At 55.0% G+C, this 24,149-nt stretch carries 24 protein-coding genes and 1 riboswitch (1 of these 25 running past the window's edge); of the genes, 15 read left to right on the top strand and 9 right to left on the bottom strand.

Annotated elements, in window-relative coordinates:
* Positions 1 to 39: 39 nt before the first annotated feature.
* The gene (gene bacA, locus E0E17_RS04235; protein ID WP_130831851.1) at positions 40 to 858 is read left to right on the top strand and encodes an undecaprenyl-diphosphate phosphatase; all 819 of its coding nucleotides are present in this window, start codon (positions 40 to 42) and stop codon (positions 856 to 858) included.
* Between the two features lie 15 nt (positions 859 to 873).
* On the opposite strand, the gene E0E17_RS04230 is transcribed toward bacA, so the two are convergent.
* Together E0E17_RS04230 and E0E17_RS04225 are read right to left on the bottom strand one after the other, a co-directional pair.
* Entirely contained in the window at positions 874 to 2,100 is a 1,227-nt protein-coding gene (locus tag E0E17_RS04230; protein ID WP_130831849.1) for a multifunctional CCA addition/repair protein, read from the bottom strand.
* Between the two features lie 160 nt (positions 2,101 to 2,260).
* Positions 2,261 to 2,881: a TIGR04211 family SH3 domain-containing protein gene (locus tag E0E17_RS04225; RefSeq protein WP_130831847.1), complete on the bottom strand. Its 621-nt coding sequence runs from the start codon at positions 2,879 to 2,881 to the stop codon at positions 2,261 to 2,263.
* A 206-nt stretch (positions 2,882 to 3,087) separates the two neighbouring features.
* On the opposite strand from E0E17_RS04225, the gene E0E17_RS04220 reads away from it, so the two are divergent.
* From E0E17_RS04220 to hldE, 3 genes are all read left to right on the top strand, one after another.
* Positions 3,088 to 4,398: a CYTH domain-containing protein gene (locus E0E17_RS04220; protein WP_130831845.1), complete on the top strand. Its 1,311-nt coding sequence runs from the start codon at positions 3,088 to 3,090 to the stop codon at positions 4,396 to 4,398.
* 30 nt (positions 4,399 to 4,428) lie between these two features.
* Positions 4,429 to 7,260, top strand: coding sequence for a bifunctional [glutamate--ammonia ligase]-adenylyl-L-tyrosine phosphorylase/[glutamate--ammonia-ligase] adenylyltransferase (gene glnE / locus E0E17_RS04215; RefSeq protein WP_130831843.1), 2,832 nt, complete (start codon positions 4,429 to 4,431; stop codon positions 7,258 to 7,260).
* Between the two features lie 87 nt (positions 7,261 to 7,347).
* Positions 7,348 to 8,778: a bifunctional D-glycero-beta-D-manno-heptose-7-phosphate kinase/D-glycero-beta-D-manno-heptose 1-phosphate adenylyltransferase HldE gene (gene hldE / locus E0E17_RS04210; RefSeq protein WP_130831841.1), complete on the top strand. Its 1,431-nt coding sequence runs from the start codon at positions 7,348 to 7,350 to the stop codon at positions 8,776 to 8,778.
* A 48-nt stretch (positions 8,779 to 8,826) separates the two neighbouring features.
* On the opposite strand, the gene ubiK is transcribed toward hldE, so the two are convergent.
* Entirely contained in the window at positions 8,827 to 9,180 is a 354-nt protein-coding gene (gene ubiK / locus E0E17_RS04205; protein ID WP_130831839.1) for a ubiquinone biosynthesis accessory factor UbiK, read from the bottom strand.
* Between the two features lie 172 nt (positions 9,181 to 9,352).
* A riboswitch (FMN riboswitch) is annotated at positions 9,353 to 9,503 on the top strand.
* A 108-nt stretch (positions 9,504 to 9,611) separates the two neighbouring features.
* On the opposite strand from ubiK, the gene ribB reads away from it, so the two are divergent.
* The gene (gene ribB / locus E0E17_RS04200) at positions 9,612 to 10,268 is read left to right on the top strand and encodes a 3,4-dihydroxy-2-butanone-4-phosphate synthase (protein WP_130831837.1); all 657 of its coding nucleotides are present in this window, start codon (positions 9,612 to 9,614) and stop codon (positions 10,266 to 10,268) included.
* 236 nt (positions 10,269 to 10,504) lie between these two features.
* Here ribB and zupT read toward each other — a convergent pair whose 3' ends face one another.
* Positions 10,505 to 11,272, bottom strand: a complete 768-nt coding sequence (gene zupT, locus E0E17_RS04195) for a zinc transporter ZupT (RefSeq protein WP_130831835.1) — start codon at positions 11,270 to 11,272, stop codon at positions 10,505 to 10,507.
* Positions 11,273 to 11,471: 199 nt separating this feature from the next.
* On the opposite strand from zupT, the gene ygiD reads away from it, so the two are divergent.
* Entirely contained in the window at positions 11,472 to 12,257 is a 786-nt protein-coding gene (gene ygiD / locus E0E17_RS04190; RefSeq protein WP_130831833.1) for a 4,5-DOPA-extradiol-dioxygenase, read from the top strand.
* A 40-nt stretch (positions 12,258 to 12,297) separates the two neighbouring features.
* On the opposite strand, the gene E0E17_RS04185 is transcribed toward ygiD, so the two are convergent.
* The 3 genes from E0E17_RS04185 to tolC all read right to left on the bottom strand — a co-directional run bounded on the left by E0E17_RS04185 (position 12,298) and on the right by tolC (position 15,736).
* The gene (locus tag E0E17_RS04185; RefSeq protein ID WP_130831831.1) at positions 12,298 to 13,458 is read right to left on the bottom strand and encodes a glutathionylspermidine synthase family protein; all 1,161 of its coding nucleotides are present in this window, start codon (positions 13,456 to 13,458) and stop codon (positions 12,298 to 12,300) included.
* A gap of 9 nt (positions 13,459 to 13,467) precedes the next feature.
* Positions 13,468 to 14,127 (bottom strand): DUF1190 family protein, encoded by a 660-nt coding sequence (locus E0E17_RS04180; protein ID WP_130831829.1) that lies wholly within the window; start codon positions 14,125 to 14,127, stop codon positions 13,468 to 13,470.
* Positions 14,128 to 14,269: 142 nt separating this feature from the next.
* On the bottom strand, positions 14,270 to 15,736 hold the full coding sequence (gene tolC / locus E0E17_RS04175; protein WP_130831827.1) for an outer membrane channel protein TolC: 1,467 nt from the start codon (positions 15,734 to 15,736) through the stop codon (positions 14,270 to 14,272).
* Between the two features lie 213 nt (positions 15,737 to 15,949).
* Here tolC and nudF point away from each other — a divergent pair, with 213 nt between their 5' ends.
* From nudF to E0E17_RS04140, 6 genes are read left to right on the top strand one after another with little or no spacing between them, the layout of a single operon-like run.
* The gene (gene nudF / locus E0E17_RS04165; RefSeq protein WP_130831823.1) at positions 15,950 to 16,585 is read left to right on the top strand and encodes an ADP-ribose diphosphatase; all 636 of its coding nucleotides are present in this window, start codon (positions 15,950 to 15,952) and stop codon (positions 16,583 to 16,585) included.
* On the top strand, positions 16,582 to 17,007 hold the full coding sequence (locus E0E17_RS04160) for a DUF1249 family protein (RefSeq protein ID WP_130831821.1): 426 nt from the start codon (positions 16,582 to 16,584) through the stop codon (positions 17,005 to 17,007). Before nudF ends, E0E17_RS04160 begins: the two co-directional genes overlap by 4 nt.
* A 44-nt stretch (positions 17,008 to 17,051) precedes the next feature.
* A complete protein-coding gene (gene cpdA, locus E0E17_RS04155) occupies positions 17,052 to 17,879 on the top strand; it encodes a 3',5'-cyclic-AMP phosphodiesterase (protein ID WP_130831819.1) in 828 nt (275 codons plus the stop codon).
* Positions 17,880 to 17,882: 3 nt separating this feature from the next.
* Positions 17,883 to 18,464: an esterase YqiA gene (gene yqiA / locus E0E17_RS04150; protein ID WP_130831817.1), complete on the top strand. Its 582-nt coding sequence runs from the start codon at positions 17,883 to 17,885 to the stop codon at positions 18,462 to 18,464.
* A gap of 49 nt (positions 18,465 to 18,513) precedes the next feature.
* On the top strand, positions 18,514 to 20,409 hold the full coding sequence (gene parE, locus E0E17_RS04145) for a DNA topoisomerase IV subunit B (protein ID WP_130831815.1): 1,896 nt from the start codon (positions 18,514 to 18,516) through the stop codon (positions 20,407 to 20,409).
* A 45-nt stretch (positions 20,410 to 20,454) separates the two neighbouring features.
* On the top strand, positions 20,455 to 21,354 hold the full coding sequence (locus E0E17_RS04140; protein ID WP_130831813.1) for a LysR family transcriptional regulator: 900 nt from the start codon (positions 20,455 to 20,457) through the stop codon (positions 21,352 to 21,354).
* Between the two features lie 66 nt (positions 21,355 to 21,420).
* On the opposite strand, the gene E0E17_RS04135 is transcribed toward E0E17_RS04140, so the two are convergent.
* Together E0E17_RS04135 and E0E17_RS04130 are read right to left on the bottom strand one after the other, a co-directional pair.
* Positions 21,421 to 21,732, bottom strand: a complete 312-nt coding sequence (locus E0E17_RS04135) for a putative quinol monooxygenase (protein ID WP_130831811.1) — start codon at positions 21,730 to 21,732, stop codon at positions 21,421 to 21,423.
* A 34-nt stretch (positions 21,733 to 21,766) separates the two neighbouring features.
* Positions 21,767 to 22,348, bottom strand: a complete 582-nt coding sequence (locus E0E17_RS04130) for an NAD(P)H-dependent oxidoreductase (RefSeq protein WP_130831809.1) — start codon at positions 22,346 to 22,348, stop codon at positions 21,767 to 21,769.
* 144 nt (positions 22,349 to 22,492) lie between these two features.
* Here E0E17_RS04130 and E0E17_RS04125 point away from each other — a divergent pair, with 144 nt between their 5' ends.
* The 3 genes from E0E17_RS04125 to E0E17_RS04115 all read left to right on the top strand — a co-directional run.
* Complete coding sequence (locus E0E17_RS04125) at positions 22,493 to 23,344, top strand: DUF3289 family protein (RefSeq protein WP_130831807.1); 852 nt, start codon at positions 22,493 to 22,495, stop codon at positions 23,342 to 23,344.
* Positions 23,341 to 23,835 (top strand): DUF943 family protein, encoded by a 495-nt coding sequence (locus tag E0E17_RS04120; protein ID WP_237680757.1) that lies wholly within the window; start codon positions 23,341 to 23,343, stop codon positions 23,833 to 23,835. The genes E0E17_RS04125 and E0E17_RS04120 overlap by 4 nt, the downstream gene beginning before the upstream one ends.
* Before the next feature lie 73 nt (positions 23,836 to 23,908).
* Positions 23,909 to 24,149, top strand: the 5' portion of a protein-coding gene (locus E0E17_RS04115) for a DUF943 family protein (protein ID WP_130831805.1). 32 nt of this gene lie beyond the right edge of the window; only the first 241 of its 273 coding nucleotides appear in the window; it begins with the start codon at positions 23,909 to 23,911; the stop codon falls past the right edge of the window.

Genomic DNA, 24,149 nt, shown 5'->3' with positions numbered 1-24,149 from the left:
CCGCCTTTTTAATGTTTCAAACGGATAGAGGAAAATTTGATGGCAGATATTCATCACCTTTGGGTGGCCGCAATCCTGGGGTTGGTAGAGGGCTTGACTGAGTTCCTGCCGGTCTCCTCCACGGGCCACATGATTATTGTGGGTCATCTGTTAGGCTTTGAAGGCGATACCGCTAAGACGTTTGAGGTGGTGATCCAGCTGGGATCAATTCTGGCGGTAGTGGTGATGTTCTGGCGTCGTCTGTTTGGCCTGATCGGCATCCATTTCGGGGAAGTAAAGCATGAAGGGGTGGGTAGCGGCCATCTGACACTGATTCATATCCTGCTGGGGATGATTCCGGCGGTGATCATTGGCCTGGTGTTACACGATCAGATCAAATCGCTGTTTAACCCGGTAAACGTCATGTACGCGCTGGTGATTGGCGGCGTGCTGCTGCTGGCGGCGGAATACCTGAAACCCAAAGTGCCAAAGGCGGCGGGCATTGATGATATCACCTACCGTCAGGCGTTTATGATTGGCTGCTTTCAGTGCCTGGCGCTCTGGCCCGGTTTTTCCCGCTCCGGCGCGACCATCTCAGGCGGCATGTTAATGGGCGTCAGCCGTTATGCAGCCTCCGAGTTCTCTTTTATCCTGGCCGTGCCGATGATGATGGGCGCAACCGGCTATGACCTCTATAAAAGCATGCACTTCCTGTCGATGGACGATCTGCCGATGTTTGCCGTCGGGTTTGTCACTGCCTTTATCGTGGCGCTTATTGCGATCAAAGCTTTCCTGCAACTGATCAAACGTATCTCGTTTGTCTCTTTTGCCATTTACCGCTTTATTGTGGCGGGTGCCGTTTACATGGTCTTTATGTAAGTCCCTGGCGGTCAGTTATTCTGACCGCTTCATGCCTCCGGCGATGGCCGCAATGCGTCGCCGTGTTAACTCTTCCCGCACTGCAGCCCCTTTAAACCCGGCCTCTACCACTGCTTTGGTTGGTACTGCCTGCGCCAGCGCAAAGGCGCGCCGCAAATAATCCCCTTGCGGATAGGCACAGTTTTCCAGACCCGCCCGACCGCGTACGTCGGCTTCGCTGGTCAGCGCAATCTGCTCCACGCGCTGCGGTTTACGCCAGGCATCGATACGATCAAACAGCGCAACCAGCGCTTCCGGTGGCTGACGCTCAATGGTATGCACCACATCATGAAACTCTGTCACCAGCAGCGCTAAGTCGCGGACGGCGCCAGGCACGCGCAGACGCTGGCACAGCGCTTCCACCAGAGGAACACCCGCCGGTCCATGACCATGGTGACTGGGCCATTTTTCGGGGGGCGTCAGCGCTTTGCCCACATCATGAAACAGGGTGGCGAAACGCACATCGACGCGGTCAGTTAGCGCCGCCGCAATGGTGAGTGTCATCAGGGTATGCAGGCCGGTATCGATCTCCGGGTGCCATTTGATCGGTGCCGGGACGCCATACAGGTTATCCAGCTCCGGAAAAAGCACCTTTAACGCGCCACAGTCGCGCAGCACCTGAAAATAGACCTGCGGATTGCGCGTTTCCAGCGCCTTTTCGGTCTCTTTCCATACCCGTTCCGGCGTCAGGTGGGCCAGTTCGCCGCCCTGTGCCATATCGCGCATCAGCGCCTGGGTTTCATCTGCCACGCGAAAGTTGAGGTGCGCAAAACGGGCGGCAAAACGCGCCACGCGCAGCACGCGCAGCGGATCTTCCACAAACGCCGCGGAAACATGCCGCAGCAGGCGTGCACGGATATCGTTTTGTCCCTGACAGGGATCGATTAATTCGCCGCTGGTGCTGCGGGCAATGGCATTAATGGTCAGATCACGACGCTGCAGATCCTGCTCTAAAGTAACGTCCGGTGCTGACCAGGTGACAAAACCGGTATAGCCGTTGCCCGATTTACGCTCAGTACGCGCCAGCGCATACTCTTCACGGCTGTCAGGGTGTAAAAAAACGGGAAAATCGCGGCCAACCTGCTGAAAACCTTTTGCCAGCATCATCTCAGGCGTTGCGCCTACCACGACCCAGTCTTTGTCTTTAACGGGCAGATTCAGCAGCGCATCGCGCACCGCGCCACCGACAAGAAACGTCTTCACTCAACCACTCCAAAGGTAAAAAATGTCGCATGCCCGGGGCGTCCGGCACCCGTACAAGAGCACACACGTTGCTTTATTGTTACACACAATTGCCGGATTGCAGGCATGACAACGGGGGCATCTTGCGATACCCCCCGGGGGACTGCAGGAAAAAGTGGCCTCAGTTCATCCAGCGATCGTTCTTTTTACGACGCGGGATCATATGCGGCAACAGCAGACCAAGCAGCAGACCAACACCGAGCACGCCGCCGCCATACATAAACCACTGCATGATAATGGTGCGCTGTTTGTCATCCAGCTGAACGTTCGCCGCATTGACTTTTTTCTGCGCCACAATGAGTTCGTTTTTCAGCTTCTGATTCTCATTTTTCAGGCCATTGATCACGCTGTCGCTGTTCGCCACTTTATTCTGCATTTCGGCCGTGCGCTGATTCCAGCTTTCATCGATGGTCGCCAGCTTGGTGGTCAGGTCTTTCACCTGCTGTTCCAGCTGCGGTACACGGGTGCGCAGGCTGGGCGCGGTGCTGAGTTGAGAAAGCGGGATCCAGTTGGTGCGGCCTTCTGAATCGCGAATCTGCGCATATTGCGTGTCATTATTGGTCTGCAGCAGGGCGACTTCTTCGCCTGCATTGAGTTTGCCTACCAGGCGATACTGCTCGCCGGGGCCGCTGCGTACCCAGGTGGATAATTCGTCGGAAATATAGCGTTTTTCTTCAGCATGAGCAGGCATGATGGCGCTAAAAGCCAGTAAAGTGAGTCCAACTAAGGTGATTTTCTTCATTCGATATCGTTTTTTGCTTGAGGTCGGTAAAATTACCGGCACAGTCTGGAGAGGCTTCACACAGATCGAAATGGGAACTATCCTGGTCTCAATCTCGTGCGAAATGGGTCGCGAAAGCGCAAGAAAGCCGAGACAGCGACTCAGCAGTGTTTTACTCTTCGCCAGAATAACCTCTCTGATGCCAGCAGCGTATTGAATAAAAAATTATGACCATCGAAATCGAATTAAAGTTCATTGCCACACCCCATGCCGCCGGGAAACTTTCCCGGGCGCTCTCTGCCTGGCCGCACGATCACGAAGCGGCACAGGAACTGACCAACATCTATTACGAAACGGAAGATAGCCAGCTGCGCCGCTGGGATATGGGCCTGCGCATTCGCGGCGTTAATCAGCGCTATGAGATGACCCTGAAAACCGCGGGCAATACCCTCGGCGGGCTGCATCAGCGCCCGGAATATAATGTTGCGTTAAGCGAGCCGGTGCTGGATATCGCGCAGCTGCCTGCAGAGATCTGGCCGCAGGGCACCGATCTTGCCGCGCTGCAGTCACGTCTGCAACCTCTGTTCAGCACCCATTTCCAGCGCGAAAAGTGGCTGGTGCGCTATCAGCAGAGCGAAATTGAAGTGGCGTTTGATCAGGGGGAGATCGCGGCAGGCGATCTGCATGAACCGCTGTATGAAATCGAGCTGGAGCTGAAAACGGGTCAGCGCAGCGACCTGATGGCGTTCGCCCATGAGTTGCTCGCTGGCGGTGGGCTGCGTCTCGGCAGCCTGAGCAAAGCGGCGCGTGGCTATCAGCTGGCGCAGGGCAACCCCGCCCGGCCATTACGTGCGCTGCCTGTACTGCGCATCGCCCCTAAAGCCACGGTGGAAGAGGGCATGGTCGCGGCGCTGTCGCTGGCGCTCAGCCACTGGCAATATCATGAAGAAGTCTGGCTGAGCGGCAATCCCGAGGCGCTGAAACCGGTACGTGAGGCGCTGGAAACGCTGCATCAGGCCTTTTCCCTGTTCGGCACCCTGGTGCCGCGTAAGGCGAGCAGCGCGCTGCGCCAGAAGTTGCTGACGCTGGAAGAGACGCTGGCAGCAGGCGTACCCGATGCGCAGGAAACCTGTTTTTCTACCCTGTGGGTAGATACTCAGCTGACCCTGACGCGCTGGCTGGTGGAAGCGCAATGGCAGCCCTGGCTGAATGAGAAAAACCACAGCAAAATGCAGGGATCCTTTAAACGCTTCTGCGACATTATGCTGGGACGCATCGCCGCTGACCTGAAAGAGACATTCAGCAAGGTCCATCAGGTGAGTGAATATCATGATAAAGCCATACGGCTATCGCATCAGTTGCTGGCAGTTCATCTGCTGGCGGGCGCCTATGACACCAGTAAAGTAGAAAGCTGGCTGGCTCCCTGGCAGCAGTTGCTGCAGGCCATTCACCAGCAGCAGGCGAGCTGGCTGAATGCGCACACCAGCCAGGCGCTGAAGCAGCCCGCTTTCTGGCGCAACGGCAGCGTCGCGCGCTAAGCCATTCGAAACATCTCATCAGGGAGATTCATGTTGTCTGAGCTATTACCGATACTGAAAACGCAACAAGAGAAGGCAGCTGAAAAGCTGGGTCTGGCGCTGAGTGCGCTCAGCGCAGAGCAGGCAGAGGCGCTGGCCTTTAGCGATTTTATCGTGGAAAACCTGCAACAGTATCCTGACTGGTGGCAGGCGCTACAACAGCAGCCGCCACAGCCTGATGAGTGGCAGCATTATGCCTGCTGGCTGAGCGACGAATTACAGGCGGTGAGCGATGAAGCGACACTGATGCGCACGCTGCGCCTGTTCCGCCGCCAGATGCTGGTCCGTATCGCCTGGATGCAGTGTCTGCATCAGGCCACCACTACGCAGAGTTTGCAGCAACTGAGCGTGCTGGCGGAAACCCTGATTGTCGCTGCGCGCGACTGGGTCTGGCAGGAGTGCTGTCGAGATTTTGGTACGCCCTGTAACGCTGAGGGGGAAGCGCAGCCGATGCTGATTCTGGGCATGGGCAAGCTGGGCGGCGGCGAGCTGAATTTCTCCTCTGATATCGATTTGATTTTTTCCTGGCCCGAAAATGGCGTCACGCGCGGCGGACGGCGCGAGCTGGATAACGCGCAATTTTTTACCCGTATGGGGCAGAGGCTGATCAAAGTGCTCGATCAGCCCACCGTAGATGGATTTGTTTACCGCGTAGATATGCGCCTGCGGCCTTTTGGCGACAGCGGGCCGCTGGTGCTGAGCTTTGCGGCGCTGGAAGATTATTATCAGGAACAGGGACGCGACTGGGAACGCTACGCTATGGTCAAAGCGCGCATTATGGGCGGTGACGAAGATCGCTGGAGCCAGGAGCTGCGTCAGATGCTGCGTCCGTTCATCTTCCGCCGCTATATCGATTTCAGCGTGATTCAGTCGCTGCGAAATATGAAGAGCATGATTGCCCGTGAAGTACGGCGGCGTGGCCTGACGGACAATATCAAGCTGGGGGCGGGCGGCATCCGCGAAGTCGAGTTTATCGTGCAGGTGTTCCAGCTGATTCGGGGTGGGCGTGAGCGCTCACTTCAGTCACGCTCGCTGCTGCCTTCACTCACGGCGATCGCGCAGCTTGATCTGTTGCCGCCCGGCCAGATTGAGCAGCTGCGGGAAGCCTATCTGTTTTTACGTCGTCTGGAAAACCTGCTGCAAAGTATCGCCGATGAGCAGACGCAAACCCTGCCGGCTGACCCACTGAATCGGGCGCGTCTGGCATGGGGCATGGGGTTTACCTGCTGGGAGAGCCTGAAAACGCAGCTGGACAGCCATATGGCTGCGGTGCGCGCTATTTTTGACGAGCTGATTGGCGAAGATGCGCCGGAAGCGGGAGATAACCCGGCGCTGGCAGAGTATGCCGCCCTGTGGCAGGACCGGCTTGAAGAGAGCGATCTTGTACCACTGCTGCCACAGCTGGAGGAGGCGCAACGCCAGCAGCTGCTGACCACGCTGAACGATTTTCATCAGGATATCAGCAAACGCACCATTGGTCCGCGCGGCCGTCAGGCGCTGGATCAGCTGATGCCGCGTCTGTTAAGCGAGGTCTGTCCGCTGCCCGATGCGGCGGTAACGCTACGCCGTCTGACGCCGCTGCTGGTCGGGGTGCTGACGCGCAGTACCTATCTGGAGCTGTTAACGGAATCGGGCGGTGCGCTGCGCCATCTGATTCATCTCTGTGCCGCCTCACCAATGCTCGCCAGCCAGCTGGCACGCCATCCCCTTCTGCTGGATGAGTTGCTGGATCCCGCCACGCTCTATCAGCCCACCGCGACCGATGCGTATCGCGACGAGCTGCGCCAGTATCTGATGCGTATTCCTGCCGATGATGAAGAGCAACAGCTTGAGGCGCTGCGTCAGTTCAAACAGGCGCAGCATCTGCGTATTGCGGCGGCGGATATCGCCAAAACCTTGCCGGTAATGAAAGTGAGCGATCACTTAACCTGGCTGGCCGAGGCGATTATCGAGTCGGTGGTGCAACAGGCCTGGAATATGATGGTGCAGCGTTATGGCCGCCCCTCCCATCTGCAAAACGAGCATGAGCGCGGTTTTGCTGTGGTGGGCTATGGCAAGCTGGGCGGCTGGGAACTGGGCTACAACTCCGATCTCGACCTGGTGTTCCTGCACGATTGCCCGGTTGAGGCGGTGACCCAGGGCGAGCGCAGCATTGATGGCCGCCAGTTCTATCTGCGGCTGGCACAACGCGTGATGCATCTGTTCAGCACCCGGACCTCATCCGGCATTCTTTATGAAGTTGATGCGCGACTGCGGCCTTCGGGTGCGGCAGGGATGCTGGTCAGCACCTTTGAGGCGTTTGACGACTATCAGCGCAATGAGGCCTGGACCTGGGAGCATCAGGCGCTGGTGCGTGCGCGTATCGTGTTCGGAGAAGCTGAACTGGGCGAACGCTTTGCCGCTATCCGTCGGGGCGTGCTCTGCCTGACGCGCGAGCCTGTGGGACTACGTACGGAAGTCCGTGATATGCGCGAAAAGATGCGCGCTCATCTCAGCAACAAACACAAAGGGCGCTGGGAGATTAAAACCGACGAGGGCGGCATCACCGATATTGAATTCATCGCGCAATATCTGGTCTTACGCTACGCAGCTGAACAGCCCGCACTGACGCGCTGGTCCGATAATGTGCGCATCTTCGAGTTGATGGCGAGGCACCAGAAAATGCCGGAAGAAGAGGCTCAGGCGCTTACCCGGGCTTATGTGACTTTGCGCGACGCGCTGCACCATCTGGCGCTCCAGGAATTGCCTGGCCACGTTGAGCCAGATGCGTTCCTGACGGAGCGTGAAACGGTGCGCGCCAGCTGGCAGCGCTGGCTGACATAATACCGTCCCGGATGCGGAACAGGTGGCACTACTGGCTTCTGTGCTATTATCCGCGCACTATTTTTACTGCAGTCTGGAGTCTCAGGAATGAAAGTAACCCTGCCCGAATTCGACCGTGCCGCAGTGCTGGTTGTCGGTGACGTCATGTTGGATCGCTACTGGTATGGCCCGACCAGCCGTATCTCCCCTGAAGCCCCGGTGCCGGTGGTGAAAGTGGATACCGTGGAGGAGCGGCCCGGCGGCGCAGCCAACGTGGCGATGAACATTGCGGCGCTTGGGGCGGCTTCCCGGTTGATCGGGTTGACCGGCGAGGATGATGCCGCGCGCGTGCTGAGTTCCACACTGAATGGCGTTAACGTTGAGTGCGATTTTGTGACCATCAAAACGCACCCCACCATTACCAAGCTGCGTATCCTCTCCCGTAATCAGCAGTTGATCCGCCTCGATTTTGAAGAGGGCTTTGATAACGTTGATCCGGAGCCGATTCATCAGCGTATTCGCCAGAAGGTATCACAGGCAGGCGCGCTGGTACTCTCCGACTACGGTAAAGGCGCGCTGGCCAGCGTGCAGATGATGATTCAGCTGGCGCGTCAGGCTGGAGTGCCGGTGCTGATCGATCCCAAAGGCACAGACTTCTCCCGCTATCGCGGCGCTACGCTGCTGACCCCCAACCTCTCAGAGTTTGAGGCAGTGGTGGGCAAGTGCAAAAGCGAAGAGGAGATCGTGCGTCGCGGTATGCAGCTGGTGGCCGATTATGAGCTTTCTGCGCTGCTGGTGACCCGTTCAGAGAATGGTATGACGCTGCTGCAGCCGGGCAAAGCGCCGTTGCACCTGCCGACGCAGGCGCAGGAAGTCTATGATGTGACCGGTGCTGGCGATACGGTGATCGGCGTGCTGGCGGCATCGCTGGCGGCAGGCAACTCGCTGGAAGACGCTTGTTTCCTCGCCAATGCTGCCGCAGGCGTTGTGGTTGGCAAACTGGGGACCTCAACCGTCAGCCCGGTAGAGCTGGAAAATGCCATCCATGCGCGGCCGGAAAGCGGCTTTGGCGTGATGAACGAAGCGCAACTGAAAGAAGCCGTCGCGCTGGCGCGCAAGCGTGGCGAGAAAGTGGTCATGACCAACGGCGTCTTTGATATTCTGCATGCGGGTCATGTTTCCTATCTGGCAAATGCGCGTAAACTGGGCGATCGCCTGATCGTGGCGGTGAACAGCGATGCTTCCACGAAGCGCCTGAAAGGAGAAACCCGGCCGGTAAACCCGCTGGTTAACCGCATGATTGTGCTCGGGGCGCTGGAATCGGTCGACTGGGTGGTTTCCTTCGAAGAGGATACGCCTCAGCGTCTGATCGGAGAGATCCTGCCCGATCTGCTGGTTAAAGGCGGCGACTATCGCGCGGAAGATATCGCTGGCAGTAAAGAGGTGTGGGCAAATGGCGGCGAGGTGATGGTACTGAACTTTGAAGACGGGATTTCAACCACCAATATCATCAAAACCATTCGCGACGCAAACAGCTAAAGACGATGCGGGAGCCAGACAGGCTCCCGCAGCAGTGTCAGCAGAACGTTACTGCGGATCTTCCGTTTTTAAAATTTCGGGCGTCGCGCCGGGGGCGCTGGCTGGCGCGCTGGCGCTGCTGGCTGGCGCATTAGTGGTAGTTGCTGCCGGGGTAGCTTCCGGCGCACGATTTTCTAACTGTGCCAGACGCTGTTCAAGCGCCGCCAGTTTTTCCCGCGTGCGCAGCAGAACCTGTGTCTGCACGTCAAACTCTTCGCGGTTGACCAGATCCATACGGGTAAGCTGCGCCTGCAGCACCTGACGAATTTTCTTTTCTACGTCATCGCCAAATTCACGAATCCCTTTTGGCATGGCCTCATGCACCTGACGCGCAAGTTGTTCAATTTTTTTCGTGTCGATCATGGTGATTTCCTGGTTGCGGGTTGCCGATGGCAGCGTCTCTGTTGTCACAATATGCTTTAAGTGTAATGCCAGAAACGAAAAGGTTAAACCTCAAATCGTCAGCGCAGGAAATGCAAAAGCTTTTGCGCTTTTGTCGATTGCCCGACAGTTTTTTTGGCGTTATAGTGATTTCGCTTATTCTCAGGGCGGGGCGAAATTCCCCACCGGCGGTAAATCAGCGTAGCTGAAAGCCCGCGAGCGCTTCAAACCGACAGGTTTGAAGGTCAGCAGATCCGGTGTAATTCCGGGGCCGACGGTTAAAGTCCGGATGGGAGAGGGTAACGATTTCAGCCGGGCTATGCCCGCTTCACGTTATTGCCATGTCTTTATGACATACTCCTAAGCTCGCCCTGATTCTGGTAACTCACATACTTACATAAAGGTTTATTACCATGAATCAGACGCTTCTTTCTGAATTTGGCACGCCGGAACAGCGCGTAGAACGCGCCATTGCGGCGCTACGGGATGGCCGTGGCGTGATGGTGCTGGACGATGAAAATCGTGAAAATGAAGGCGATATGATTTTCGCCGCCGAAACCATGACCGTTGAACAGATGGCACTGACAATTCGTCACGGCAGCGGCATTGTCTGCCTGTGCCTGACCGAAGAGCGTCGCCAGCAGCTTGAGCTGCCGATGATGGTGGAGAACAACACCAGCGCTTACGGCACCGGTTTTACCGTGACCATTGAAGCGGCGCAGGGTGTGACCACCGGCGTGTCGGCGAAAGACCGTATTACCACCATTCGTACCGCCATTGCGGATAATGCTAAACCGAGCGATCTCAATCGTCCGGGGCATGTATTCCCGCTGCGTGCGCAGGATGGCGGCGTACTGACGCGTGGCGGCCATACGGAAGCCACGATTGATCTGGTGACCCTGGCAGGATTTAAACCGGCTGGCGTTCTTTGTGAACTGACCAATGATGACGGCTCTATGGCCCACGCGCCGGAAGCTATCGCCTTTGCGAAACAGCACGATATGCCGGTAGTGACCATTGAAGATCTGGTTGCCTATCGCCGTCAGCGTGAGACGCGCCAGGCAAGCTGATGCTTGCTGCGAGTTATAAAAAATGGCCGGATATTCCGGCCATTTTATTACCAACTTAAAACCACGTCCTGCGGGCGTGGTCATCAATACGTTTTGGCTCTGCCTTATCGTCTCTGGCTTTGAATCTTACGGAACAGGCAGAGACTGCTTTTTAAGGTTTTTGGTACACCCCTGTGGGATGCAAACAAAGCCGCCTTCTATGAAGGCGGATTTTTACTGCTTAATTTTCGCCAGCGTTAACTGATACCGCTACTCTGCAGCAGCGTCAGGCTCAGGCCCATAACTGTCATGCCGCACAGCACGCCATAGCTGGGGTTATTGTGTGGGTCGATTTCACGCGCCAGCGGCATCAGTTCGTCCACTGACAACGCCACCATAATACCCGCCACCGCCGCCATTACCGCCGCGATCGCTACCGGCGACATGGTCGGACCAAACAGCCAGAAAGCGGCAATACCGCCCAAAATTTCTGCCAGGCCAGAGAGGCAGGCCCAGAAAAGCGCCTTTGTTTTTGAGCCGGTAGCGGCAAACATCGGGCCCGCTACCGCCAGTCCTTCAGGAATATTATGGATAGCTACGGCGAGGGCAATACCCAACCCCAGCTCCATATCGCTGCTGGCGGTGACAAAAGTAGCGACTCCTTCAGGAAAGTTATGCAGGCTGATACCCAGCGTCAGCAGAATCGCCGTACGCCGGAGGTTGGCGGGGCGGCAATTAACCGCAACCAGATCCTGCGGATGCTGATGTGGCAACAGGCGATCCAGCGCAAAGTAACCCAGCAGGCCCAGCAAGAACATACCGTACCCTAATACGGGTGACATCTCCGGCGTATGCAGCGCGGTGGGTAACATCTCCATCAGCGAGATCAGCAGCATAATGCCGGCAGCGAAGCCCAACGCGAACGCCAGTACACGATTAGAGGGCTTTTGCCCCATCACGCCAAAGAGAGCGCCCGCGAATGTGGCACCGCCCGCCAGAATAGTCAGAAGCAACGGCACTGACATATTAACATCCTTAATGATAATGATTCGCAGTTAAATTACCTTTAACCCTATAAAAAATAAAGTTACTTCATGTAAAGAACTGTCGGGCGGTTTTTTCAAATTATCTGATGATCATCATCATGCTTATGCGGGTTTCTCCCGTCAGGAAAGGGGGTATGGTAACGCTCATTGCGATGACAGATTAACCTGAGGATGCCTGATGAGTAACAACCGCATGCCTGCACTGTTCCTGGGCCACGGCAGCCCAATGAACGTGCTGGAGGAAAACCGCTATACCGCCGTCTGGCGTGAGCTGGGTAAAACTCTGCCGCGTCCGCGTGCCATCGTCGCAGTTTCCGCGCACTGGTATACGCAGGGTACAGCCGTTACGGCGATGAGCAGGCCACGTACTATTCATGATTTTGGCGGGTTTCCTGAGGCGCTGTATGCCACGCGCTATCCGGCACCAGGTTCTCCTGAACTGGCGCAGGAGATTGCCGATCTGCTGGCACCGGTTGCTGTGCAGTTTGATCAGGCATGGGGACTGGATCACGGTGCCTGGGGCGTGTTGATTAAGATGTATCCTGATGCAGCGATTCCGGTGGTACAGCTGAGCATTGACGCCACTAAACCGGCGAGCTGGCATTATGAGCTGGGCAGCCAGCTGGCAGCGTTGCGTGAACGCGGCGTAATGATAGTGGCCAGCGGCAATGTGGTGCATAACTTACGCATGCTACGCTGGCAGCAAGAGGCTGAAGCCTGGCCCTGGGCAGATTCTTTCAATGAATTTGTCCGTGCCCAGGCAGCCTTCAAGGGCGCAAACCGCCAGCATCCGCTTGTCAATTTTATGCAGCATGAGCATGCCAGCCTCGCTAACCCGACGCCAGAACATTATCTGCCGTTACTGTATGTGCTGGGCTCGCGTCAGCCGGATGAAGCGGTGACCTTTCCTGTCGATGGTATTGAGATGGGCGCAGTGAGTATGCTGTCGGTGCAGGTGGGTTAACGCCGTGACATAAACAAGGCCGCTGAAGCGGCCTCAAAATTTATTCAAGAAAGGTGTGGGGGTAAAAACGGGAGAGATCCTGGGTGATCAGGTCACGATCCTCTCGAATGCCGATTCCGGCGGGTTGATCGTCAATCAGCCAGCTGCCAATCAGCGTGTAGCTGTCGCCAAATTTAGGCAGCGGATGGAACTGCTGCACAATCATGCCTTCTTCACCATAGGGGCCATCCACGCGCGCAATTTCTTTACCGTTTTCGATAATGCGAATGTTAGCGCCTTCGCGTGAAAAGAGCGGCTTCACCACGTACTTATCCAGTGGCGGAACCTCATCCTCTGCGAACCAGGCGGGCAGCAGGTTAGGGTGATTAGGGAACATTTTCCACAACATCGGCAGCAAGGCTTTATTCGAGATGATGCTCTTCCAGGCCGGTTCCAGCCAGCGAACGCCAGCATCGGCCAGCTTGGTGGAAAACATCTCGCGCAGCATAAACTCCCAGGGATAGAGCTTGAAGAGATTGCTGATAACCTGATCGTGAATATCGGTAAACTGGCCCTTTTCTCCCAGACCGATTTCATCCATGTAAAGAAATTCGCTCGGCAGGCCCGCTTCGGTGGCGCAATCCTGCAGATACTGCACCGTGCCGCGATCTTCTTCTGTATCCCGACAGCAGGAGAAATGGAGCCACGTAAAGCCGTGTTGTTGATGCAGCGCGGCAAAGCGCTCAATCAGCTTCTCCTGCAGGCTGTTAAACTGATCGCTGCCTGCGGGCAACTGCCCCGCATTCAGCTGATCTTCCAGCCAGATCCACTGGAAAAAGGCCGCTTCGTACAGGGAGGTCGGCGTATCGGCATTATTTTCCAGCAGTTTGGCATCGCCTTTGCCATCCCAGGCAAGGTCAAGCCGGGAGTAAAGCGAAGGCTGGCGCAGTTTCCATGAGTCGCGCACAAAATCCCAGGTGTGTTTGGGAATACGAAATTTTGTCAGCAGCTCTTCGCTGTGGACCACTTTCTCGACGACATCAAGGCACATCTGATGCAGCTCGGCGGTGGTGGCTTCCAGCTTGTCAATTTGCGCCAGCGTAAACTGGTAATACGCATCTTCACACCAGTAGGGCTCGCCATGCATGGTATGAAAGCGGAAGCCATATTCAGTCGCCTTTTCGCGCCAGTCCGGACGCTCGGTAATCGCAATACGTTGCATAGGCGTTGATTAGCCCCCCAGCGAACGGTTGCTGGTGCCGGTTGCACTGCTGCGCTGCATGGTATTCTGTTTGGCTACCGTTTCGCCGAAGCCGCCACGGGTGACCGTTGAAGTGGTAGCAGGTTTAGGCGCCAGCGCTGTTTTCGGCACCGTCATGGTGCGTCCGGAAGTGGCATTGCCGTAGCTGCGGCCAGAAGCATCCACAAACTGGCCATTGGCCGGGCTGTTAGGCGTTTTGGGAGAGAACAACGGCTGCTGAGCAAAGCCTGCGCCGCCGCCCATCATCCGGCCCATCATATAGCCCGCCATTAATGGCATCCAGAAGCTGCCGCTATGCTGCGCTTCTGCCTGAGTGCCCGCCTGCGCCGGCACCTGCTGGCACTGATTTTCGCCAAACTCCGCGATGCAATCTTCTTTGCTGGCATATTTGGGGGCGGTACGTTCCGCTTCTTTCAGCGCATTGTTGTAAGCGGTCGTACACTGCGCGCTCTTATCGGGATTGGCCTGGGCGCAATCATCTGCATTCTGGTAGAGCGAGACGGTTTCATCATTTTGTTCACAGCCAGCCAGCATAAATACCGCCGAAACGGCAAATGCGACTGGCGTTAAATGGCGTGCCTGCCAGCTTTTACGAAAGGCGGCATGGCGAATATTTTTAGTCCGTTTCATGGTCATTATCCTGTGCCTGAATATAGCGCTTAGAATAGGGGATGAGTGGTGAAAAATGAAGCGGCAGGCCTGACAGAGTGGGGATATTTACGTTGCTATACGTTTGATTGGGAAAGGGGCCGCAAACAGGGCCCCTGAAAGATCAATTGCTGAAGGGATTACTGCTGCGCGCGGCGGCTGGACGTGCGGCTGCGGCTGACATCTCGCCATTTACGCTCGGACCGTTATCCACGCTGGCATCCTGCTGCGGGTTCTCCGGCGCTACGCTTTCCGGCGAGGTCGGGATCTCTTTGCCCAGCTGGCTGTTCAGCGCCATCAGATCCTGCTCGTTCAGCGTACCCAGCGCATATTTGATATTAAGCTGGTTAATCAGGTAGTTATAACGCGCATCGGACAACTGCTGTTTCGCGTTATACAGAGTGGTGGTCGCATCCAGCACGTCAACGATGGTACGGGTTCCCACCTGATAGCCTGCTTCCATCGCATCCAGGGAGCTCTGGGCAGAAATCACTGCCTGTTTGTAGGCTTCGATACTGCTGACTGAGGCGTTCACGTTATTATACGAGGAGCGCACGGTTTGCACGGCAGAACGGTGTGCGCTTTCCAGCTGCTCACTGGCGCTGACAAAGTTGTACTGTGCCTGTTTCACCTGCGAAGAAACCGCGCCGCCGCTGTAGAGCGGCAGCGAGAAGCTCAGGCCCACCTGATTGGTGCCGGAAATCGAGTCATTGTTTGTGGCCTGATTGGCGCGGCTGCCGCCATATTTGGTGTTGGAGAGACCGGTTGAAGCGGTCAGATCCAGCGTTGGCATATGGCCGGTTTCCGCAGAACGAATCTGTTCGCGCGCCAGGTCCTGTGACAGGCGTGCAGAGAGCAGGTTCAGGTTACGGCTTTCCGCTTCTTTCAGCAGCGCGCTCACCGGTGCCGTTTTAGTGGTTTTAAAGCGATCGATATCCAGCGAGGCCAGTGACAGGTAAGCGTTACCGGTGATCTGGCGCAGCGTTTCCACCATATTATCGAGGTTGTTACGCGCGTTCACTTCATTGGCCAGCACGCTGTCATACTGTGCGCGGGCGTTCTGCACGTCAGTAATCGCTACCAGGCCGACGTTAAAACGCTGGGTGGTCTGATCAAGCTGACGATAGATAGATTGTTTCTGCGCTTCATAAAAAGAAAGCGTATCGATGGCGTTCAGTACGTTAAAATAAGCGGTAGCGGTATTGAGGATCAGATTCTGCTGGGCAGCCTGATAGGAGACATCCTGAATCCCCGCCGCTTTCTCCTGCAGCGTCAGCGCGCGCCATCTTGACATATCAAAAATGGTTTGCGTCAGTTGCAATGAGGCGCTGGTAGTGTTGGAGTGGAGACCACTGCTGTCACGATAGCCGTTGGTATATGTGTAATCTGCACCCAAGCCCAGCTGTGGCAGTAAAGGACTACGCGCTTCATTGATCTTTTCGAATGCAGCGTCGCGATCGGCAGCAGCGCTACGCAGATCCGGGTTGCTCTGCCGCGCCTGTTGATAAACCTGGAGTAGATTTTCTGCCTGGCTGGCGAAGCTGAAAGCGCCCAGGCTTAGTCCAATAACGTATGGGAGCAGTTTTTTCATTTGCATTCCTTGAGTTGCAGCAAAATAGCTATGGTAGCGCTGCCGATAAGCCAAAAATAATCGCCGATTCTAACAGACCTGGTCTGCCAGATAAGTTGGCTGAACGTGCCTTCTACCCCTAATTTACGTAAATAATTCATCAAGAACCACTCGGATGGAGTACAAGGCTTGGCTTTTCTTAGCTCCATCCCCATCTGCGTAAGGAGCCAGACGATGACGGGCGAAAAAAAATCCCCTGTGACTTTCACAAAAAACGATGTAGAAATTATTGCACGCGAAACATTGTATGACGGTTTTTTTTCGCTTGTTCGCTATCGCTTTCGCCACCGTCTTTTCAATGGTGAAATGAGTGGTGAAATTCAGCGCGAAGTTTTTGAGCGCGGACATGCTGCCGTGCTGTTACCCTATGATCCCCTGCGAGATGAAGTGGTGCTGATCGAACAGATCCGCATCCCGGCCTACGACACCAGTCATTCACCCTGGCTACTGGAGATGGTCGCGGGCATTATCGAGCCGGGAGAGAGCGTGGAACAGGTTGTACGGCGCGAAGCCGTCGAAGAGGCGGGCTTAACCGTCGGGCGCGTCAGGCCGGTGCTGAATTATCTGGCCAGCCCCGGTGGAACCACCGAACGGCTGTCCGTGTTAGTAGGAGAAGTGGATGCCAGCCTGGCAGAGGGATACCACGGGCTGGAGGAAGAGAATGAGGACATTCTTGTCCATGTGGTGAGCCGGGAGCAGGCATACCGCTGGGTGGAAGAGGGGATAATAGATAACGCAGCGACCGTCATCGCCCTGCAATGGCTGGCGTTGCACCATACGACATTACGTGAAGAGTGGAAGATAAAATGAGACAGCGCTATACCCCTGATTTCCCCGAAATGATGCGGCTGTGCGAAACCAATTTTGCCCAGCTGCGTCGTCTGCTGCCGCGCAGCGATGAGGCGGGCGCATCGGTGACCTATCAGGTGAATGGTGCCAGCTATCAATTGACGATTGAGGAATCGACCCGTTACACCACCCTGGTGGAGATCCGTCAGATTGCGCCTGCCGTCAGTTACTGGAGCCTGCCTGCCATGTCGGTCAGGTTATATCATGATGCTATGGTCGCTGAAGTGTGTTCAACGCAGCAGATCTATCGCTTTAAAGCGCGCTATGATTACCCCAATAAAAAATTGCATCAGCGTGATGAGAAACATCAGATTAATCAGTTTCTCGCTGACTGGTTGCGCTACTGCCTGGCCCATGGCGCTATGGCAGTGCCGGTCTGCTGATGGCGTACAAATGTAGAAAATGGCGTGGAGATTAAGGAAACGCTTTGGAGAGCTTGCTAAATCTTCCTGTAGCGAATGGGTCCCGAATCAGGATTTTACAAATCACGGATACCCATCTTTTCGCTGGCAAAGATGAAACCCTGCTCGGGGTAAATACCTGGGCGAGTTACGACGCGGTACTGGATGCCATTACTGCCCAGCAGCGTGATTATGACCTGATTATTGCGACCGGCGATTTAGCGCAGGATCACTCGACTGAGGCTTATCAGCATTTCGCTGAAGGTATCTCGCGTCTGCTTGCGCCCTGCGTCTGGCTACCGGGCAATCACGATTTTCAGCCTGCCATGGTGGATACCCTGGCGAAAGCGGACATTGCCGATGCCCGGCATGTGTTGTTGGGCGATCGCTGGCAACTGGTCCTGCTGGATAGCCAGGTCTTTGGCGTGCCGCACGGCATGCTGAGCGATTACCAGCTGGAGTGGCTGGAAAAAACGCTGGCGCTGGCGCCGGAGCGTCATACGCTGGTGCTGTTGCATCATCATCCGCAGGCGTCGGGCTGCACCTGGCTCGATCAGCACAGCCTGCGTAATCCGCATCAGCTGGACGATATTCTGCAGCACTATCCGCTGGCAAAAACGCTGATTTGCGGCCACATTCATCAGGAGATGGATGTGATGTGGCACGGACGTCGGGTGCTGGCCACGCCCTCCACCTGTGTTCAGTTCAAGCCCCACTGCACCAGCTTTACCATTGATAATGTCGCTCCCGGCTGGCGCTGGCTCGAATTAACAGAGGATGGCACCCTCTTTACCGAGGTGAATCGCCTGCAAAGCGAGGATTTCCGTCCCGATCTCGATGCGGAAGGCTATTAAATTATGGCCGCGCTGCTCTATCTGCATGGTTTCAACAGTTCACCGTTATCGGCCAAGGCGACGCTGCTGCAACGCTGGCTGGCGGAAACGCATCCGCACATTGAAATGATCGTGCCGCAACTGCCCACTTTTCCGGCCGATGCGGCCATGCTGCTGGAGACGCTGGTATTGCAACATGCCGGCGAGCCGCTGGGGCTGGTGGGGTCATCTTTAGGCGGCTATTACGCCACCTGGCTTTCACAATGCTTTATGATACCCGCGGTGGTGGTGAATCCCGCGGTGCGTCCTTTTGAGCTGCTGACAGATTTTCTCGGCGCGAATCAGAATCCGTACACCGGTCAACAATATGTGTTAGAGTCTCGCCACATTTACGATCTGAAAGTGATGCAGATTGACCCGCTGGAAGCACCTGATTTGATCTGGCTGCTGCAACAAACCGGCGATGAAGTGCTCGATTACCGTCAGGCGCTCGATTACTACAGTTCCTGTCGCCAGACGGTAGAAGAGGGCGGCAATCATGCCTTTATCGGATTCGAACGCTATTTTCCGCCGATTCTTGACTTCCTCGGTCTGAATCACGACTGAGCGCGGCGGAAGTCGCGACTATTTTCAAACCTCAAATCAGACAGTTACGATGACTCAATCAAGCTATAACGCGGATGCCATTGAGGTTCTTACTGGCCTCGAGCCCGTACGTCGTCGTCCGGGCATGTATACGGACACTTCTCGTCCCAATCATCTGGGTCAGGAAGTGATTGATAACAGCGTCGATGAAGCGCTGGCCGGACACGCAAAACGTGTGGAAGTGATCCTGCACGCGGATCAGTCGCTGGAAGTAATCGATGACGGACGCGGCATGCCGGTGGATATCCACCCGGAAGAGGGTGTGCCTGCGGTTGAACTGATCCTCTGCCGACTGCATGCCGGCGGCAAATTTTCCAATAAAAACTATCAGTTCTCCGGCGGCCTGCACGGCGTGGGGATTTCGGTGGTTAATGCCTTATCGACACGCGTGGAAGTCACGGTACGTCGCAATGGCGAAGTGTATGACATCGCCTTTGAAAATGGCGAGAAGGTGCAGGATCTGACGGTAACCGGCAGCGTCAGCAAACGCAATACCGGTACGCGCGTGCATTTCTGGCCGGATGGTTCGTTCTTTGACAGCCCGCGCTTCTCGGTATCCCGTCTGACGCACCTGTTGAAAGCCAAGGCAGTGCTCTGCCCGGGCGTTGAAATCCTGTTCAAAGACAAAGTCAATAACACCGAACAGCGCTGGTTCTATGAAGATGGTCTGACCGACTATCTTGCCGAGGCGGTAAACGGTCTGCCGACGCTGCCGGAAAAACCCTTTGTCGGCAGCTTTGCCGGTGACGTGGAAGCGGTGGACTGGGCGCTGCTGTGGCTGCCGGAAGGCGGCGAGTTGTTGACGGAGAGCTACGTTAACCTGATTCCCACTATGCAGGGCGGTACCCATGTGAACGGTCTGCGTCAGGGGCTGCTGGATGCCATGCGCGAGTTTTGCGAATACCGCAATATTCTGCCGCGCGGCGTGAAGCTCTCCGCAGAGGATATCTGGGACCGCTGCGCCTATGTGCTTTCGGTGAAAATGCAGGATCCGCAATTTGCCGGACAGACCAAAGAGCGTTTGTCGTCGCGTCAGAGCGCCGCTTTTGTTTCTGGCGTAGTGAAAGATGCGTTCAGCCTCTGGCTTAACCAGAACGTCCAGGCCGCAGAACAGCTGGCGGAGCTGGCAATCGCCAGCGCGCAACGGCGTATGCGTGCGGCGAAAAAAGTGGTGCGTAAAAAGCTGACCAGCGGACCGGCGTTACCGGGCAAGCTGGCGGACTGTACTGCCCAGGATCTGAGTAAAACCGAGCTGTTTCTGGTGGAAGGGGATTCGGCAGGCGGATCCGCCAAGCAGGCGCGCGATCGTGAATATCAGGCGATCATGCCGCTGAAAGGTAAGATCCTGAATACCTGGGAAGTGTCGTCTGATGAAGTGCTGGCCTCGCAGGAAGTACACGATATCTCTGTGGCGATCGGCATCGATCCCGACAGTGAGGATCTCAGCCAGCTGCGTTACGGCAAGATCTGTATTCTGGCGGACGCCGACTCCGATGGCCTGCATATCGCTACCCTGCTGTGCGCGCTGTTTGTAAAACATTTCCGTGCCCTGGTGCAGGGCGGTCATGTGTATGTCGCTATGCCGCCGCTCTATCGTATCGATCTCGGCAAAGAGGTCTGGTATGCGCTGGATGAGGATGAGAAAGAGGGCGTGCTGGAACAGCTGAAGCGCAAGAAAGGCAAGCCGAACGTACAGCGTTTTAAAGGGTTAGGTGAAATGAACCCGATGCAGCTGCGCGAAACGACTCTCGATCCCAATACGCGTCGTCTGGTACAGCTCACGGTCGAAGATGACGATGTTGAGCAGACGCTGCGTATTATGGATATGCTGCTGGCCAAAAAGCGCTCGGAAGATCGCCGCAACTGGCTGCAGGAAAAAGGCGATATGGCCGATATTGAAGTGTAATAAAAAGGACGCTGCGGCGTCCTTTTTGTCACAGGAAAGAGACGGGTGAAAATTACGCTGGAAGAGCTGCGTGCCTGGGTGGTGGTGGTGGATACCGGATCCATTACGGCAGCAGCGGAGCAGTTAGAACAGACCAGTTCCGGTATCAGCCGGGCGTTAAGCCGTCTGGAAAGCAAGCTGCAAACGACCCTGTTGCATCGTACGACGCGTCGTCTGGCGCTCACGGAAGAGGGACGTATCTTCCTGACGCATGCGCGCCAGATCCTCGCCTCCGTTGAGCAGGCGGAAGAACAGATTGCTCAGCGGCGCGAAACCCCTGCGGGTCGCCTGCGCGTGAACGCGGCTACTCCTTTTATGCTGCATGTCATTGTGCCGCTGGTGGAGGAGTTCAGCCACCGTTATCCCCTGGTGCAGCTTGAACTCAATACCGACGATATTTTTATCGATCTGCTGGAGCAGCAGACTGATATCGCTATTCGTATCGGTCTGTTACGCGACTCCACTATCCGGGCGCGCATGCTGGGTAACAGCCGGTTGCGTCTGCTGGCCAGCCCGGCTTATCTCGCGCAATATGGCGAGCCGCAGAGCGTGGCGGAGCTGGCGCAACATCGTCTGATTGGCTTCAGCAATTCCGAAGTGCATAACCGCTGGCCGGTATGGGAAAAGGAAGGGGAGCTGTTGCAGATTAAACCCACCATCGGTGCGTCCAGCGGCGAAACGATTCGTCAGCTGGCGCTGGCCGGTCAGGGTATTGCCCGTCTTTCTGATTTTAACAGCCGGGAAGATATCGCCTGTGGCAGGCTGGTTCAGGTACTGGAAAGCGTCACGCGTGATATTCGCTTGCCGGTGCATGCGGTCTATTACAGCAATTCCACTCTGGCGGCACGCATTACCTGCTTTCTCGATTTCCTGCGCGAAAAGATTGAAGAACAGAAACTGTTCTGAGGCCACTCTGTGGCAGGGAGAGAGAAGGGGGCTCTTACCCGTTGCGCGGGAAAGAGCCGGTATGGGTTATACCTGAGCCGGTTCCAGCACCAAGATTTTCACATCCATCACATCATCTTTAATCGCCGCACGATGGGCTTCCATATGCGGCATCTGCTGATGCTGTTCCAGATGACGCAGCGATTCCCACTGCTCCAGCATAAAAATGGAATCGGGTGAGTTATGTTTCCAGGGGATCTGCGCCTGATGATCGACCAGCAGATCATACTGATGGCATCCCGCTTCCTGCAGCACGGCAGGAATCAGCTTTTGAACCTCCGCCAGAACCCTGTTGCGACGGCCTGGTTTAATGCAGATCTCTGCCACTACGGTCAACATACCCTTTCCCTCTTTTTTGCCGGTGTGCTTACAGTTAAGCAAAGATCTGGTTGAGATGTGTCCGATAACGGGCAACATCGCGTGGAACATCAGGCGCTTTGATCACATCGTTACAGATAAAGGTCGGCAAGCCTTCCATGCCCAGGAACTGGTTCGCTTTATGAAAGTGCAGGTAAAGCCCGTCAACGCCTGCGCCCTCAAAGAACTGATCCGGGTCGGTAAAGGCTTCCAGCGGGGCGTTCCAGGTCAGGGAAAGCATATATTTTTTGCCCTGCAGCAGGCCGCCTGAACCATATTTTTTGCTGGCGTCAGCGCGTGTACGACCATCGCTGGCGTAGAGCGAGCCATGACCTTCGGTAAAGATCTCATCGATATATTTTTTCACTGTCCAGGGCTCACCCATCCACCAGCCCGGCATCTGATAAATTACCACGTCGCTGTCGAGGTATTTCTGAACTTCTTCTGCGATGTTGTAGTCGCTATCAGCGACGGTAACCTGTACTTCGTGGCCAAGATCGCGCAGCTGGCTGGCTGCCACATCAGTCAGCGTATGGTTTAGCTCACCTTTAGAGTGCGCGAACGTTTTGCCGCCATCGATAATTAAAATTTTGCTCATTTATTCGGCTCCAGTATAAAATAGGGCGTCATTTTACCTGACGACGGAACGCGGGAAAAATGCGTGTTTGATCACAAGACTTTTGCTTACTAAGCAACAATCCTGCGTTCTTACCGCCCAAAAAATTGAAAAAGGAGTTTTCATATGACCGTTTTATCCGGCGCATTAGCGCAGCCAGTCACCTTCCCCTGCACGCTTTTCCGTTCTGTACATCAGATGGAGGATTATCGCGCTGACGATATGCGCTGTGGTGATCTGACGGAAAATGCACTCAAGACCCGTTATGGCCTGGAAAAGGTATCAGAAAGGCTTAACCCCTGGACCTGTGAAGAGCTGATTTACACCTCTCTTCATCCTCAGGCGGCACCAGTATTACAGACGGTAAAACTGACGCATGAGCAGATGGCGGAGCGGCTGTTTCAGGAGATGAAAAGCAGCTCATATCTGATGTCAGTATTAGGGCAGCGTGACCTGTTTTTAAAGCTGGTTGATCATTTTCAGACGGGGAAAGGGAAACCTTTTAGTCATGGCGGGCTGAATATGGCTTATCGTGCGTTGATAATGGGAGACTATACTGAGGAAAGCTCGCTTTTATTGATAAAAAAAGCACTTGATAGAAATATTGACTGGGATAGGAAATATCTTCCTGCAAGTAAAAAAGAGGATATCATAACCTCTATTTATCAATCATCTTTACCAAGATTTGATCGGTGCCGGGATCGCTTTAATGCGTTAGGGATTTCTGTGCATGATATTTATGCTACGCATATTACAATTAATTCATTGCAGATAGCAGGAAATCAATACAGAGCTGTAATCCACTATCGTGCCCAAGATCATTTTGGACTGGATGACAATGATATTGGCAATTCCTTTTACTTCCAGTTTGCTGTTTTTCGCATCTGGTTTGTATTGCAACACTGGGAGAGATTTGGCTATCAACCTTTTATGACTAATATGGAAGCTACAATAGAGATTACCGGAGAGAAAAAGTGAAAATAAAAATATTCTTTCTTGTTATCCGGCTATCTTTTATTACCCTCACTGGTTATGAGATTTACAGTATCTGGCAGGACTTCGAACCGGTAGAGATCGTGGCAGTTCATAAAAACAAGGTTGTCAGCAATGTGTTAGTAAAGAACTTCCCGGTTACCGACCGGGGCAAGCTGGACTGGTGGCAAAAGAATCATGCCTGGCTGAAGGAAAAATATGGCGTGCCGGAGTTTGCGCAGGACGGGAGCTTTTCTGTCTGGTTCTGGCGGTTCGGCGACGGCTATAAAAAATTGCCAACTCATGATTTTCGCTTAAGCGTAAATACCCCACAGTTTCTCTGTTTCAGAGAGATGAAAACAGAAAAAAACTGTATTGAGAAAGATCCATTATTAACAGTAGACACGGGCTCTGATGGATCAATCTATTACACCCTTTTTGAAGGGAGTTACCGACAACGACCTGGCGGAAAAATTGAAATAATAGAATGGGAATAATAATTCTATGAATAAACCCATCCGCCCTTTTCCGGGGGGTGGGTATAGGATTGATGACAGACAAGGATGAGGAATGAAATATCTGAAATACCTGCTGCAGCTTAGCGGCGTAATGGCAACAGCTTATTTCATCTGTGCCAGCTGGCAGGACTTCGAACCGGTAGAGATCGTGGCAGTGCATAAAAATGATGTTTCCAGTGATGTATTAGTAAAAAACTTCCCGGTTACCGACCGGGGCAAGCTGGACTGGTGGAAAAAGAATCATGCCTGGCTGAAGGAGAAATATGGCGTGCCGGAGTTTGCGCAGGACGGGA

This window comes from [Erwinia] mediterraneensis, assembly GCF_900604315.1.
Lineage (GTDB): Bacteria > Pseudomonadota > Gammaproteobacteria > Enterobacterales > Enterobacteriaceae > Pantoea > Pantoea mediterraneensis_A.
This window is presented reverse-complemented; position numbering and strand designations above follow the sequence as displayed.

Coding starts and splice junctions, on each gene's coding strand:
- E0E17_RS04160 (WP_130831821.1), top strand. CDS start 16,582: ATGAGACAGCGCTATACCCCTGATTTCCCCGAAATGATGCGGCTGTGC.
- E0E17_RS04225 (WP_130831847.1), bottom strand. CDS start 2,881: ATGAAGAAAATCACCTTAGTTGGACTCACTTTACTGGCTTTTAGCGCC.
- ribB (WP_130831837.1), top strand. CDS start 9,612: ATGAATCAGACGCTTCTTTCTGAATTTGGCACGCCGGAACAGCGCGTA.
- E0E17_RS04125 (WP_130831807.1), top strand. CDS start 22,493: ATGACCGTTTTATCCGGCGCATTAGCGCAGCCAGTCACCTTCCCCTGC.
- ubiK (WP_130831839.1), bottom strand. CDS start 9,180: ATGATCGACACGAAAAAAATTGAACAACTTGCGCGTCAGGTGCATGAG.
- E0E17_RS04220 (WP_130831845.1), top strand. CDS start 3,088: ATGACCATCGAAATCGAATTAAAGTTCATTGCCACACCCCATGCCGCC.
- E0E17_RS04185 (WP_130831831.1), bottom strand. CDS start 13,458: ATGCAACGTATTGCGATTACCGAGCGTCCGGACTGGCGCGAAAAGGCG.
- yqiA (WP_130831817.1), top strand. CDS start 17,883: ATGGCCGCGCTGCTCTATCTGCATGGTTTCAACAGTTCACCGTTATCG.
- nudF (WP_130831823.1), top strand. CDS start 15,950: ATGACGGGCGAAAAAAAATCCCCTGTGACTTTCACAAAAAACGATGTA.
- ygiD (WP_130831833.1), top strand. CDS start 11,472: ATGAGTAACAACCGCATGCCTGCACTGTTCCTGGGCCACGGCAGCCCA.
- bacA (WP_130831851.1), top strand. CDS start 40: ATGGCAGATATTCATCACCTTTGGGTGGCCGCAATCCTGGGGTTGGTA.
- E0E17_RS04135 (WP_130831811.1), bottom strand. CDS start 21,732: ATGTTGACCGTAGTGGCAGAGATCTGCATTAAACCAGGCCGTCGCAAC.
- zupT (WP_130831835.1), bottom strand. CDS start 11,272: ATGTCAGTGCCGTTGCTTCTGACTATTCTGGCGGGCGGTGCCACATTC.
- parE (WP_130831815.1), top strand. CDS start 18,514: ATGACTCAATCAAGCTATAACGCGGATGCCATTGAGGTTCTTACTGGC.
- E0E17_RS04180 (WP_130831829.1), bottom strand. CDS start 14,127: ATGAAACGGACTAAAAATATTCGCCATGCCGCCTTTCGTAAAAGCTGG.
- tolC (WP_130831827.1), bottom strand. CDS start 15,736: ATGAAAAAACTGCTCCCATACGTTATTGGACTAAGCCTGGGCGCTTTC.
- hldE (WP_130831841.1), top strand. CDS start 7,348: ATGAAAGTAACCCTGCCCGAATTCGACCGTGCCGCAGTGCTGGTTGTC.
- glnE (WP_130831843.1), top strand. CDS start 4,429: ATGTTGTCTGAGCTATTACCGATACTGAAAACGCAACAAGAGAAGGCA.
- E0E17_RS04130 (WP_130831809.1), bottom strand. CDS start 22,348: ATGAGCAAAATTTTAATTATCGATGGCGGCAAAACGTTCGCGCACTCT.